The sequence below is a fragment of the Acinetobacter sp. YH12064 genome (assembly GCF_013419735.1).
In the GTDB taxonomy this organism is placed as follows: Bacteria; Pseudomonadota; Gammaproteobacteria; order Pseudomonadales; family Moraxellaceae; genus Acinetobacter; species Acinetobacter amyesii.
In genome coordinates this window covers 18,968-31,770 of the sequence record NZ_VOZP01000008.1, presented here as the reverse complement: position 1 = coordinate 31,770, position 12,803 = coordinate 18,968, and the positions used below count along the sequence as shown (strand labels likewise).

The 12,803-nt window shown below is 41.0% G+C and carries 12 protein-coding genes; 5 read left to right on the top strand and 7 right to left on the bottom strand.

Going from position 1 to position 12,803, the window contains the following annotated elements:
• Positions 1-24: 24 nt before the first annotated feature.
• On the bottom strand, positions 25-714 hold the full coding sequence (gene murU / locus FTU13_RS09575; protein WP_180127794.1) for an N-acetylmuramate alpha-1-phosphate uridylyltransferase MurU: 690 nt from the start codon (positions 712-714) through the stop codon (positions 25-27).
• A complete protein-coding gene (locus FTU13_RS09570) occupies positions 714-1,727 on the bottom strand; it encodes an aminoglycoside phosphotransferase family protein (RefSeq protein ID WP_180127792.1) in 1,014 nt (337 codons plus the stop codon). Before FTU13_RS09570 ends, murU begins: the two co-directional genes overlap by 1 nt.
• A 120-nt stretch (positions 1,728-1,847) precedes the next feature.
• Here FTU13_RS09570 and FTU13_RS09565 point away from each other — a divergent pair, with 120 nt between their 5' ends.
• Positions 1,848-4,319, top strand: coding sequence for an LPS-assembly protein LptD (locus tag FTU13_RS09565; protein ID WP_180127790.1), 2,472 nt, complete (start codon positions 1,848-1,850; stop codon positions 4,317-4,319).
• On the top strand, positions 4,319-5,626 hold the full coding sequence (locus FTU13_RS09560) for a peptidylprolyl isomerase (RefSeq protein ID WP_180127788.1): 1,308 nt from the start codon (positions 4,319-4,321) through the stop codon (positions 5,624-5,626). Before FTU13_RS09565 ends, FTU13_RS09560 begins: the two co-directional genes overlap by 1 nt.
• 152 nt (positions 5,627-5,778) lie before the next feature.
• On the opposite strand, the gene hfq is transcribed toward FTU13_RS09560, so the two are convergent.
• The 4 genes from hfq to tsaE all read right to left on the bottom strand — a co-directional run bounded on the left by hfq (position 5,779) and on the right by tsaE (position 9,813).
• Positions 5,779-6,288 (bottom strand): RNA chaperone Hfq, encoded by a 510-nt coding sequence (hfq, locus tag FTU13_RS09555; protein WP_180023922.1) that lies wholly within the window; start codon positions 6,286-6,288, stop codon positions 5,779-5,781.
• Positions 6,289-6,380: 92 nt separating this feature from the next.
• On the bottom strand, positions 6,381-7,325 hold the full coding sequence (miaA, locus tag FTU13_RS09550; RefSeq protein WP_180034682.1) for a tRNA (adenosine(37)-N6)-dimethylallyltransferase MiaA: 945 nt from the start codon (positions 7,323-7,325) through the stop codon (positions 6,381-6,383).
• Between the two features lie 6 nt (positions 7,326-7,331).
• Complete coding sequence (mutL, locus tag FTU13_RS09545) at positions 7,332-9,344, bottom strand: DNA mismatch repair endonuclease MutL (protein WP_180127786.1); 2,013 nt, start codon at positions 9,342-9,344, stop codon at positions 7,332-7,334.
• Positions 9,334-9,813, bottom strand: a complete 480-nt coding sequence (tsaE, locus tag FTU13_RS09540; RefSeq protein ID WP_180127784.1) for a tRNA (adenosine(37)-N6)-threonylcarbamoyltransferase complex ATPase subunit type 1 TsaE — start codon at positions 9,811-9,813, stop codon at positions 9,334-9,336. The genes mutL and tsaE overlap by 11 nt, the downstream gene beginning before the upstream one ends.
• 135 nt (positions 9,814-9,948) lie before the next feature.
• Here tsaE and FTU13_RS09535 point away from each other — a divergent pair, with 135 nt between their 5' ends.
• The 3 genes from FTU13_RS09535 to FTU13_RS09525 all read left to right on the top strand — a co-directional run bounded on the left by FTU13_RS09535 (position 9,949) and on the right by FTU13_RS09525 (position 11,855).
• Positions 9,949-10,854 carry a pseudouridine synthase gene (locus tag FTU13_RS09535; protein ID WP_180127778.1) on the top strand — a complete coding sequence of 302 codons (906 nt, stop codon included), beginning with the start codon at positions 9,949-9,951 and terminating at the stop codon, positions 10,852-10,854.
• A gap of 112 nt (positions 10,855-10,966) precedes the next feature.
• The gene (locus FTU13_RS09530) at positions 10,967-11,314 is read left to right on the top strand and encodes a type II toxin-antitoxin system RelB/DinJ family antitoxin (RefSeq protein WP_078193683.1); all 348 of its coding nucleotides are present in this window, start codon (positions 10,967-10,969) and stop codon (positions 11,312-11,314) included.
• Between the two features lie 97 nt (positions 11,315-11,411).
• Positions 11,412-11,855 carry a GNAT family N-acetyltransferase gene (locus tag FTU13_RS09525; RefSeq protein WP_168378877.1) on the top strand — a complete coding sequence of 148 codons (444 nt, stop codon included), beginning with the start codon at positions 11,412-11,414 and terminating at the stop codon, positions 11,853-11,855.
• A gap of 133 nt (positions 11,856-11,988) precedes the next feature.
• On the opposite strand, the gene FTU13_RS09520 is transcribed toward FTU13_RS09525, so the two are convergent.
• The gene (locus FTU13_RS09520; protein WP_180127776.1) at positions 11,989-12,708 is read right to left on the bottom strand and encodes a pseudouridine synthase; all 720 of its coding nucleotides are present in this window, start codon (positions 12,706-12,708) and stop codon (positions 11,989-11,991) included.
• Positions 12,709-12,803: the final 95 nt, after the last annotated feature.

Here is a 12,803-nt window from a genome sequence, read left to right as displayed (position 1 = left end):
AGCTAACGCTTAGCGAATATGCACTTAATCGTACATGCCTTGGCGAATCTGTAGATCTAGATCACTTAAACGCTCAGGTGTGCCAACATCAACCCACGCAGTTTGCATTTTCTCTGCAGAAATTTTTCCATCCAACATAGCTTGTTTCAATAAAGGTGCGAGCGGACGCTTGCCAGCTTCCAATCCATTAAACATGTTTGGATGTATAACTGCGATTCCGCTATAGGTGAGTGCCTCGCCTGCATGTTCTTGCTCAAAGGTATAACTACGCCCAGCATCCAAGATAAAATCACCCTTTGGATGTTGCGTTGGGTTAGTCACATAGACCAAGTGTGCCAAGTCATCTTTTAGCTCAATATTGAGCAAAGCTGAAAAATCGTAGGTCGTCCAAACGTCACCATTCACCAAAATAAACGGTTCTGTCCCAAGCAAAGGTAAAGCATTAATAATGCCACCAGCTGTTTCCAGACCTTCCGCTTCACGTGTCCAGCGAATATTCACACCAAACTGCGAACCATCACCCAAAGTACCAATCAGGATATCTGCAAGCCATGCAGAATTGATGATAATTTCAGTTACGCCAATTTTTTTTAGCTTTTCTATATGCCAAACAATCAGTGGTTTTCCACCCACTTCAAGCAAAGGCTTTGGCTTATACAATGTTAAAGGGCGCATCCGATTTCCGAGACCCGCAGCTAAAATCATGGCTTTCATTATGCAACAACCTCATAAGTGCCGTATTTGGCTTCAAATTTCGGCAATACTTTATCCTGAATAAATTGCATAAAAGGTTGTAATTCTGCATATGGTTTACTTTCTTCAAGTAAATACCACATCACACGAGGCAAATCTTTGAGATAACCTGACTTACCATCACGCTCAAATAAGCGCACAAAAATACCTAAAATTTTGATATGACGTTGAATCGCCATCAGGTCAGCGTCTTGTTTGAATTGCTCAAAGTTACGACCTTCTTTAGCCGATGCAGGTAGCAAATCATAGAACGTCTTAAACCATGCATAAACACGATCTGCATTCCACTGCACATAGGCATCACGTGTGATTGAGATCAAATCATAAGTATCTGCGCCAATCACAGCATCTTGGAAGTCAATCACACCCTGATCTTGCTCACCATCAAGTACCATCAAATTACGGCTATGAAAATCACGATGCACAATCACTTGAGGCTGAGCCAATGCAGCATTGGCTAAGATAGCAAAGGTACGTTTAATCAGTGCCGATTCTTCTTCAGTAGGCTGCACTTGTAGAGATGGCAATAACCAATCGGTTAACAGCTCCATTTCAGAAATCAGCTTTTCATAGGCATATGCAGGAAAATGAGCAGTTCCATCAATTGACTGCAATTGAATCAACTGTTTAAAACTTTGAGCATAATGTGCGTCTACGGTTTGATCACTCAACAACGTAGACAATAAAACATCACCAAAATCTTCTAACAATAAGAAGCCTTGATCGAGGTCTTTGGCCACGATATGTGGTACACGCACGCCATGTGCATCAAAAAATTCATCAATCGACACAAAAGGACCACAATCTTCTTTTTCTGGTGGTGCATCCATGAGCATAAATGTTTTATTATTCAATTTGATTCGTGCATAACGACGGAAGCTTGCATCGCCTGCTAAGAAGTTAATTTCAAATTGATCTGAACCGAGTACAGATGAAATCCATGTTTGTATCAATTGTTCACGTTGTGTATTCATTTGCGATAAATTCTAATACAGGCTGAGTTTTTAAAGTGCTAAGTGTAGCTACTTATCAACTTTTTCTCTATGATGCGACAATAATTAATTGCGATTAAGCATACCTGGTTAATGAGACAAATGAAGCATCAGTTTAAATTTAATCCTTTAGCGACTGCGATCTTAACCCTTCTATGTGGTAGCTCGTTACCAAGCTATGCAGCACCTGTTTCAAACCCGTCCACGGATGACGATACAGAACAACTCAAACAAAGCATTTCAGAAGCTTATCCGGGGCAGCAGTTCTTCGAACAATATTATGTCGATAAATCTGCACCTGAAGCACAGATTCGCAACACCAATCAATTAAGTTCTGCGTTTTGTACAGGCACCTGGATTACCCCAGTTGCTCCAACAACGAAAGCAGTCGCACCTGAAGATGCAACCTCTACCATTACCGCAGACTATGGTCATTTTGACCCGAATGGCGACTCCATTCTTGAAGGTAATGTTCTGATTGACCAAGAAGGTCGTCAAATTCGTGCCGATCAAATCAAAATTGATAAAACCCAAACCTATGCCAATGCTTCTGGCCGCGTGCAAATGGCACAGTCTGGGCTGATTTCGCAAAGTGATTCGATTGATTACAATTTAAAAACCCAACAGGGTGATTTAAATAACAGTTTCTTTATTGCTGAACAGCAGCATGCACACGGTCGCGCTGAGAAAATTTCACGTACTTCAACCGAAACACTCGAATTAGAAAATGCGGTTTATACCACCTGTCCACCCGATGAAAAACCAACTTGGAAAATTCAAGCAGACAAAATTAAGCTGAATCAAGAAACCGGTCGTGGCGAAACCAAAGGAACAACACTTTATGTAAAAGATGTTCCTGTCATGGCTGTACCCTACTTCAACTTCCCGATTGATGACCGCCGTACCACAGGTATTTTAACCCCAAGCTTTGGCTTTACCAATGACGGTGGTATTGAGCTTGCGGTACCGGTTTACCTAAACCTTGCGCCAAACTATGATGCTACGGTCACACCACGTTACATTGCAGACCGCGGTCCAATGATGGAAGGCGAATTCCGCTATCTCACTGAAAACTTTGGTTCAGGGATGGTGTGGGGTGGTTATTTACCATCCGACCAAAAGTATGATGATCAGGATCGTAAAGACTTACATTTCCTCCACAACTGGAAAATTAACGACCAATTTACAACCAATTTAGAATACAATTATGCATCTGATAAAGACTATTTCTCAGATCTCAATAATAATCCAAACTCAAAAACTGACCTGAACTTACGCCGTGCATGGGAACTCAATTATAAAAATGGTATCCCTGGCCTAAAAGCACAGCTTAAAGTGGAAGACTTCCAAACACTGGATAAAACTGTCAGTGATGAAGACCGACCATATGCGCGCTTGCCGCAATTCCTACTGAACTACAAGACTGGTAATCCGCTCGGCTTACAGTACGAATTTAACAATGATACGGCTTACTTCAAAAAGAACTTACGTAGTAATAATATTCCAAGCAATACTGGCGATTCGCCAATGTATGAGCCAAGTGGTGCACGTATTTATAACGACTTTAGTGTGCGTTATAACTATCGTAACCCATGGTCTTTTGTAATACCAGAAGTGTCTATTCGTAACGTCAACACGATTTACGATCAAGACACCGTTAATGCACAAAACATTAGTTCATCAAATGAAAGTAAATCGGTCGTTGTACCGCAATTCACTTTAGATGCGGGTCTTGTGATGGAGCGCGAAGGTCGTTATCTACAAACCTTAACGCCTCGCTTTTTCTATGCGTATTCTCCATACAAAAACCAAGACACCAACCCGAACTTTGACTCAACCACAGCGTCAATTAATTATGACCAGTTATTTAGTCCGCGTCGGTTCTATGGTAATGACCGTTTAGAAGACAACAACTTCGCATCTCTAGGCTTGAGCTATAGTTTATTTGATGATGTTGGTCTTGAGCGTTTAAAAGCTAGCGTTGGTCAAAGTTTCTATTTTGAAGACCGTCGTGTCACACTGAACAACGTCTCTGATAAATTTGATACCGAACGCCATACCGGCCCTGTCGTGAGTATTTCTAGCCAATTATCTGACAGCATCAGTGTGAATGCCAATTCAGCATGGATGGCGAATGGTGATAATGCTCAGCGCGATATTCAAATGTATTACACAGGAAATAAAGGCAATTTATACAATGTCGGTTATTTCTATCGTAAAGACATTCCTAATCGCCAAGACAGCTATGACCAAGCAGTAGCATCGTTTATTCAACCTATACACAATAACTGGCGTATTATTGGTCATGCACAATATGACCTCGACAACAGTATTGCGCGTGAATATTTACTGGGTGTGAACTACGAGTCATGCTGCTGGGGTGTTTCAGTTTATGGTCGTTCGTACTATAACGATTTAGATGATGTAACATCTTCAGATGTTAAACCAAAACGTGCCATTATGGCGGAGTTCACTCTAAAAGGTTTAGGTGGCTTCAACAATAAATTAACCTCTTTGCTTGAAAACCGAGTGTTGGGTTTTAACAATATTAATCAATCTTGGACAGAACGTTAATGAAGACAAAACAGTTAAAACAAATTTTTAAAGCGTCAGCCTTGGCACTTTGCCTATCGACTTCTGTATCTGTATTTGCTGCTGCGCAACCTAAAGATGAAATTGTAGCTGTCGTTGACAATAGCGTGATTCTACGTAGTGATCTTGATCAAAGCATTGCCGAGATCACTCACCAATTTCAAGCAAAAAAACAAACCGTCCCACCGACAGAATACTTGCGGCAACAAGCTTTAGAACAGCTGATTTCGCGCCAAGCACAGCTTGAACAAGTTAAACGATATAATGTCAAAGCGGATGAAAAATCACTCAATGAAGCTGTACTTAAAGTTGCAAAAGACGCAGGCTCCCCAAGCTTAGAAGCGTTTCAGCAAAAATTAGATGCTGTTGCGCCAAATACCTATGCAGGTTTACGTGCACGCATCGCTGAAGACATCGCTTTACAACGTCTACGCCAACAGTTGGTCACTTCTCGCATTCAAATCAGTGACCAAGATGTGAAAAACTTTTTAAGCTCACCACAAGGTCAAGCTGCGTTAGGTAATCAAGTTCATGTCTTACATGTACGTGTAGCTAGCAGTGATAATGCCGTTAAAATCGCGGAAGACATTCGTAAAGAACTTGCAGCAAGCAACGATGTAAAAGCGATTACTAGCAAATACAGTACCAAAGACATTAAAGTTGACGGTGCCGATATGGGCTTCCGCAACTTATCTGATATTCCAGATGAACTTGCTGCACGTGTAGCACCTTTGCAAGTTGGTCAAACCACTGAACTAATTTCAGTACGTGATGGCGTTCATGTTTTAAAATTGGTCGACCGTAAAAGTGGCGAACAAAAAGCCATTGTTCCTCAATACCAAACTCGCCATATCCTGATTCAACCATCTGAGGTCGTGAGTCCTGAAAATGCCAAGCAAATGATCGACAACTTGTATAATCGCCTGCAAAAGGGTGAAGATTTTGCGGTCTTGGCTTCAACGTTCTCGAATGACACTGGTTCTGCTGCCAATGGTGGTAGTTTAGGTTGGGTTAGCCCAGGTGTTATGGTTCCAGAATTTGAAGCAATGATGAAATCAACAGCGAAAGGTGAAATCAGCAAGCCTTTTCAGTCACAGTTTGGTTGGCACATCCTTCAAGTGACCGATACACGTCAACAAGATATGACACATGAAGTACAAGAACGTATGGCCCGTCAGATTTTAGGTGAGCGTCAATTTGACACCGAACTGGACAGCTGGTTACGTGAAATTCGCAACAATGCCTATGTTGAAATTAAAGATCCTACTCTAGATCGTAAAAAGAAATAAGTGAATAAACAAAAAACCAGCTTCGGCTGGTTTTTTTATGTCGATTCTTATCATCATTCAGCACTTTAGTAATTATTACATACCCGTTATGAAAATAATCTACTCTTTTATAGGCAAAAAAACCTCCCATTTGGGAGGTTTTTTTAATTCAATTAACGATTGTTGTTTTCGTCGTCTTGAGCATCTTCAAATTTAGTTTCGCCATCAAAACCAGCATTTTGACCGCCGAAACCACTTTGACCACCGAAGCCACCTTGACCACCGAAGCCACCTTGAGCGCCAAAACCACCTTGACCACCGAAGCCACCTTGGCCACCGAAGCCACCTTGACCACCGAAGCCACCTTGACCACCAAAGCCGCCTTGGCCACCAAAGCCACCTTGTTGACCGCCGAAGCCGCCTTGTTGACCACCGAAGCCGGCAGCGCCTTGAGCACCAGCAGGAGCACCAGCAGGACGTGGGTTACGTGCTGGAACAACAGTTGAAATAGCGTGTTTGTAAACCATTTGGCTTACAGTATTTTTTAATAAAACAACGTATTGGTCGAAAGATTCAATATGACCTTGTAATTTAATACCGTTGACAAGGAAGATCGACACAGGAATACGTTCTTTACGGAGAGAATTTAAGAACGGATCTTGTAAAGTTTGACCTTTAGACATGTTATAACTCCAAAAAATAATAAAAATCAGCGCAAAAGCTACCTTTACTTTTCAATTAAAAATTATCAAAAAGGTAGTCTGTAAATTTTGCTTTATCCGTAGCACTTTCGCAAGTCTTCTTGAGCCTGCTGCGCAGTTAAATATGTAGTAAATTTATGCGTTTCTTGCAAAGATCTTAACCAAGTATATTGACGTTTTGCAAGTTGTCGTGTTGCAAAAAGTGCCTTATCCTCCATTTCACGCTGTTTTTCGCTACTTTGATCACTATTTTTCAAAAAATCTAAAGCTTGACGATATCCAACTGAGCGCATAGAGGGTAAATTTTCATCTAAATCGTATTTTTCAATGAGAGCTTTCACTTCATTTAAAAATCCAATTTCCCACATTGTTTTTAGACGTTGAGCTATACGCTCATGTAATTCTAATCGGTCTGGCAATAATGCGTAATTATGAAAATTGTAACGGTATGGTACGTTTTTAGGTTGCTCAGCTTGTAACTGCGTAATGGGTTTACCTGTTAATTTAAAAACTTCGAGCGCACGGATAATTCGTTGCTTATCACTCGGTTTAAATTTTTCACCTGCCAATGGGTCTACATTGCACAGTTCTGCATATACAGCATCCCAACCTTGCGACTCAGCTTTGGCTTCAATTTCAGCACGTACAGCATAGTCTGCACTTGGTAAGTTTGAAGACAACCCTTCCAATAAAGCCTTGTAATACAACATTGTACCACCGACTAAAATCGGTGTTTTACCTCGTACATGCATATCATCAATCAGCACACACGCATCTTCCACAAAGTTCGCTGCCGAATACACTTCTAGCGGACTGATAATATCAATCAAATGATGTGGATATTTCTCCAACTCAGCTTTACTTGGCTTGGCCGTACCAATATCCATATCCTGAAAAACCAAAGCAGAATCGACTGAAATTAATTCGAATCCACCTTGCTCGTATAACTCACATGCCAAGGCAGTTTTACCGCTTGCAGTTGGTCCCATTAAGTTGATGACCGGCAATTGATTTGACATGTAAAACTACTCTCCCCGAGCAAAAAGTTTATCTAGCTGTGCCAATGGAAACGCACGCCACGTCGGACGCCCATGGTTACATTGGCTGGCAAATTCAGTTTGTTCCATCTGACGCAGTAATGCATTCATTTCAGATAGACTTAAAATACGGTGTGCGCGTACAGCGCCGTGACAGGCCATGCCTGCCAATATTTGATCACGCTTTTGTAGTAACCCTGCAACCTGATCACTTGGGTCTAAATCATTTAATAAATCTGGAATCAGCGCATCAAAGTCTGCTTTATGCAAAATGGCAGGAACACCTCGGACAATGACTTGCTCATCGCCATATTGGTCTATTTCTAAACCTAGGCGTGCCAATTGTTCTTTGAGCTCATCGACGCGCATCGCTTGCATCCGACTGATACTGACGACTTTAGGAATCAGCAACTGCTGTGATGTCCAAAACTCAGGTTTATCCCAAGCCGTTTTCATTTGTTGTAAAACAATGCGCTCATGCGCAGCATGCATATCAACAATGATTAAACCTTCGGTGTTTTGGGCCAAAATATAAATACCATGCAATTGCGCAATGGCAATCCCCAAAGGATGCTCATCAACTTTCTGCTGAATATGTTCAGCTAAAGCGGTATCCGGATCATTTAACGACTCAGTTTGACGTAAAGGCGCTAAATAACTTTGCAATGCATTATTGAGCTGTCTGGAACCCGCTATATTTGACTGATATCCGGCGCTATTGATCGATATATTTGAATTTTGCTGTGTATACCCTTCTTGCCCTGTTGACGCATGATTTGACGCATATTGCACAGCAGTTGGCGAACTAAAATCAGTAAGCCCGCCTGCGATCTCTGGACTGACAAAATTTGTGCCTTGCTCTGCAACTGGCTGAGGTTGATGTAATGAAAATTGTTCCTGATGACGCGGCTGCGGAATAATATTTTCGTGTGCCTGCCCATCAAGTTTCATTGCAGATGACAATTCGGCGGTCGCGGTTTGAAATTGCGCTAATGTCGATTTGGCAAAATGGCGGACAAACTCATGTACTTCACGTTGATTTAGAAAACGTATTTCATGCTTCGTCGGATGCACATTCACATCGATATTTTCAGGATCGACTTCCATAAACAACAAATAAGCCGCATGTTGATGTCCATGCAAAATACCGTCATAAGCCATGCGAAGTGCATGTGAAACTGTCTTGTCTTTTACGATACGTCCATTCACATAGACGTATTGCATATCGGCCTGCGCACGTGCATCTGAAGGATGGCCTAACCAACCACTGAGACGCATATTGACGCTATCAGCATCCATCCAGTACGCATTTTCAGTAAATTGACGGCCTAGTAACTGCTGCACCCGCTGAAAACGCAGCGCGCCACTATCTGCAATAGGCAAGTTCAGCTTAATGCTATTGTTATGCTCAAGGACAAAACGTATATCAAAATGGGTCAGTGCCAAACGACGGACAATTTCTTCGATATGTCCAAACTCAGTCCCCGGTTTTTTGAGAAACTTACGCCGTGCAGGCACATTAAAAAATAAATCTTGCACACGAATGGTGGTGCCTTGCGTCGCTGCCACAGGCTGAATTTCTTGTGAATCAAATGCAGTGCCATTTACTTCGACCTGATAGCCTACACCGTCATCATTTTGGCTACTGGTCAATGTCAAACGAGACACCGCAGCGATCGAAGCCAAGGCTTCCCCACGAAAGCCCAGACTTACAATGGCATGTAAATCCTCAGCAGTTTGGATTTTACTTGTGGCATGGCGCATGACCGCCAAAGGTAAATCTTCAGGGTGAATACCCCGACCATTGTCTATAATTTCAATCAGTGTACTGCCGCCTTGTTCAATACGAACAATCAGCTCAGTCGCCCCTGCATCAATGGCATTTTCTAGTAATTCTTTGACCACAGAAGCGGGACGTTCAATCACTTCCCCTGCGGCAATTTGGTTGGCTAAAGCAGGATCAAGCGTTCGAATGCGGCGGGCACTGATTTCATTCAGCATGGTTAAATTTCTGCTCCAAAGCGTTTTGCAAAGTTTCTGAAGAATAGCTTAAAGTCGCTGTACGAGTGGTTTCATCCGTAGACTTTTCAATATTAATAATTAAATCAGCCGCAGGGATTTCGTCGCCCCCTTTAGATGGCCATTCAAATAAAAATAGGGCGTTCGGCGTTTCTAAATAATCACGGATACCCATAAGTTCAAGCTCATAGGGGTCATTCAGACGATATAAATCAAAATGAAAAATATCTTGTCCTTGAATATTGTAAGGTTCAACCAATGTATAGGTTGGACTTTTTACCGCACCTTGATGACCCAAGTGTTGTAAAAAATAACGTGTTAACGTGGTCTTTCCTGCACCCAAGTCACCAATTAAATACGCTACACCCGTCGTAAAATGCGTCGCCAGTACGGTAGCTAAGTTTTGGGTATCGACTTCACTATTAAGTTCCAGACTGAATGAATACTGCATATTACTCACAACATGTACATAAGAATTAAATATGATAGCATCGCACTGGCTAAAATGGATATGTTCACACTATAGATTGAGCATTTTTCATGATGTGTTCTCTGCTTTATTTGCTCAGTTTTTAGATCTTTCTTCATGCATAGTTTTGAATTTACTCCCCCGATGATCAATGGTGTCAGTGCCAGCAAAGTCTTCCTTGACGGTCAACACACACAAGCCACAACGGTCTATGCATATTTGTGTGAGCAATTTCCTCATATCCAAGCAGTGGAGTGGCAACAACGATTTAAGGATGGTCTAGTCTATGCTGCAGATGGTGACGCTTTAACGATAGACAGTCCTTTTGAAGCAAATCGTCATGTTTATTATTATCGATTCTTAGCGCATGAAATCCATGTTCCCTTTGAGCATCAGATTTTATTTGAAAATGATCATTTCATCGTGGTCGATAAACCGCATTTTCTCACCATGAGTCCGACCGGTCAGTATGTACAAGAAACCTTGTTGGTTCGACTCAAAAAACAAACGCAGCTTGAACACCTGACACCGATTCATCGTTTAGATCGTGAAACTGCCGGCGTGGTGCTCTTCTCCAAATGTGTCGAAAGCCGTGGGCTATATCAACAGATGTTTGCCAAGCGGCAAGTTCAAAAAACCTATCATGCCATTGCAGCTTATCGAGATGACTTAAATTTCCCAATCACAACTCGCTATCGTATGGAAAAAGGTCAGCCATTTTATACCATGCAACTGGTAGATGGTGAGCCTAATAGTGAAACATACATTAAGCTCCTCCAGCAGCATGGAAACCATGCAAAGTATGAATTAAATCCCCATACCGGCAAGCAACACCAACTTCGTGTACATTTAAATGCTTTGGGCATTCCAATTCAAAATGACCCCTTTTATCCAGTAGTACAACATAAGGCAGATGACGATTTCAGCCAACCTTTACAACTACTTGCGAAACAGCTTGAGTTTATCGATCCTGTGACAGAGCAGGCTTTTCAATTCAGTTCTGCCTATGAATTGACACTGTAAATCTATTGTCATTACATTAAATTGATAAAATACTGCCAAACTTTCTTGAATTTATAACAGTTTTGATTAGAATAAATGCGAAAAGTTAAGTATTTAAAAGCTTTCTAAGAATATGAGAAAAACTGAAGTCTACCAAATCCGTCTCGATTCACAGGAAAAGAAACAGGCCTTTGCCGTTTTTAAACAATTAGGCATTACACCTGCACAGGCTGTACGTCTATTCTTTAAACAAGTTGTTTTAACCAAATCGATCCCCTTCTCTATTGAAAACCAAAATATCAATATTGAACAATTGATTAAGTTACGCAAATTAAAACAACAAGAAGCCCAAGCTATTTCAACCATTGAAATTAGCCCTGCTGAATTAGAAATTTTAAATAATGATCCATTATTAGATGATGATCATCTCGACTTGTTTGAAGAACTCAATGCAATTTTGGGTGAAGGTGACAAAACTTAACACTGTCGCATTTATAAACAATTTATAAATCAACCAATTTCGAAATTTCGATATGCTTCATGCAAGACTGATAAAAATAGCATGGAGTATAGAAAAAATGATCGTTCGACGCGCAACAGAAGCAGACCTTCATCCACTTGCTGTTTTATTTGATGAATATCGCCAATTTTATGGCACCTCTTCTAATCTTGATATCTCATATAAATTTCTAAGACAACGTTTTGAAAATAATGAAAGCGTAATTTTTATTTGTCTAAAAGATGATGTGATTACTGGGTTTATCTTACTGTATTTAGGCTTTTCATCTGTGGCTTGTTCAACCTACTATATTTTAGATGATGTCTATGTCAGCCCTGTATATCGTCGTCAGGGTTCAGCCAAACAATTGATCGATACCGCAGTTCTCTTTGCACAACATGAAGGTGCGCTTCGAATCAGCCTCGAAACTCAAAAAAATAACTATCACTCGCATCAGCTCTATGAATCGATGGGCTTCATTAAAGATGATGAATTTCAAACCTATCATTACTTTATTCGCTAATGCTCTGCTAGGCATTAAAAACATCATCAACGCATATTAGAAACGCATCTTTAAATAATTAGCAGACATATTTATGGGCTTTAATACCGCACATTCATCCTTCAAATGATGACCTATCAAAGCCCTGTACCTATTACTGTGGATTAAAATTTTCACGAAATTTCGATTGTTCAATTTGCGCTGCATTCAAATAGATCCACTCACCCTCAGCGAGATCTTCAAGCTTTAATTGTCCTATTTGAGCACGATGTAAAGTTTCAACTTTATTGCCGACAGCCGCCAACATCCGCTTCACTTGATGATATACCCCTTGATGAACAGTTATTTGCAATTGATGTGAAGCTAATAGCTGTACGTCGGTTGCAGCAAAGATGCCTTTTTCGTTTCGCAGCTCCACGCCTTGTTCTAATTGTTGTATTTGCTCAGGCGTCACAGGATCTGCTGTATGCATTGAATATACTTTGGCAACATGCTTTTTAGGGTGTGTCAGCGCTTGTAGATATTGACCATCATCCGTGAGCAGCAACAGTCCAGTGGTGTTTTGATCCAGTCGCCCGACGCATTGCAAACCACGATTTAACAGCACATCATCAAATAATTCAAAAACACTAAAATGATGGGTTGCCTGATGCGAACATTCATAACCTTGGGGTTTATTTAACGCAATGTAAACATGCTCACGATAGGTATAGTCCTGTCCATGCACACTGTAAGTTAAATCATTCAAGTCCAGTTTTTGCTTTGGATTATCTACAATCTCACCGTGTATTTCGACCGCACCATTTTTAATCAACTGTTGGCAATATTTGCGCGAACCAAAACCTTGTGATTGCAGCATTTTATCCAAAAACATAGAACAACCTAATAAACACCATATATTGCTATTTTATACTGAACAACGAGCCAACTTGCAGGAAAAATAGCAGAAATGATCTTGAACGCCAGTTT

What these genes read in the sequence shown, in the direction of transcription:
- FTU13_RS09525 (WP_168378877.1), top strand. Translation starts at nt 11,412, where the DNA reads ATGATCGTTCGACGCGCAACAGAAGCAGACCTTCATCCACTTGCTGTT.
- murU (WP_180127794.1), bottom strand. Translation starts at nt 714, where the DNA reads ATGAAAGCCATGATTTTAGCTGCGGGTCTCGGAAATCGGATGCGCCCT.
- FTU13_RS09570 (WP_180127792.1), bottom strand. Translation starts at nt 1,727, where the DNA reads ATGAATACACAACGTGAACAATTGATACAAACATGGATTTCATCTGTA.
- FTU13_RS09530 (WP_078193683.1), top strand. Translation starts at nt 10,967, where the DNA reads ATGAGAAAAACTGAAGTCTACCAAATCCGTCTCGATTCACAGGAAAAG.
- FTU13_RS09520 (WP_180127776.1), bottom strand. Translation starts at nt 12,708, where the DNA reads ATGTTTTTGGATAAAATGCTGCAATCACAAGGTTTTGGTTCGCGCAAA.
- miaA (WP_180034682.1), bottom strand. Translation starts at nt 7,325, where the DNA reads ATGTCAAATCAATTGCCGGTCATCAACTTAATGGGACCAACTGCAAGC.
- FTU13_RS09565 (WP_180127790.1), top strand. Translation starts at nt 1,848, where the DNA reads ATGAAGCATCAGTTTAAATTTAATCCTTTAGCGACTGCGATCTTAACC.
- FTU13_RS09535 (WP_180127778.1), top strand. Translation starts at nt 9,949, where the DNA reads ATGCATAGTTTTGAATTTACTCCCCCGATGATCAATGGTGTCAGTGCC.
- FTU13_RS09560 (WP_180127788.1), top strand. Translation starts at nt 4,319, where the DNA reads ATGAAGACAAAACAGTTAAAACAAATTTTTAAAGCGTCAGCCTTGGCA.
- tsaE (WP_180127784.1), bottom strand. Translation starts at nt 9,813, where the DNA reads ATGCAGTATTCATTCAGTCTGGAACTTAATAGTGAAGTCGATACCCAA.
- hfq (WP_180023922.1), bottom strand. Translation starts at nt 6,288, where the DNA reads ATGTCTAAAGGTCAAACTTTACAAGATCCGTTCTTAAATTCTCTCCGT.
- mutL (WP_180127786.1), bottom strand. Translation starts at nt 9,344, where the DNA reads ATGCTGAATGAAATCAGTGCCCGCCGCATTCGAACGCTTGATCCTGCT.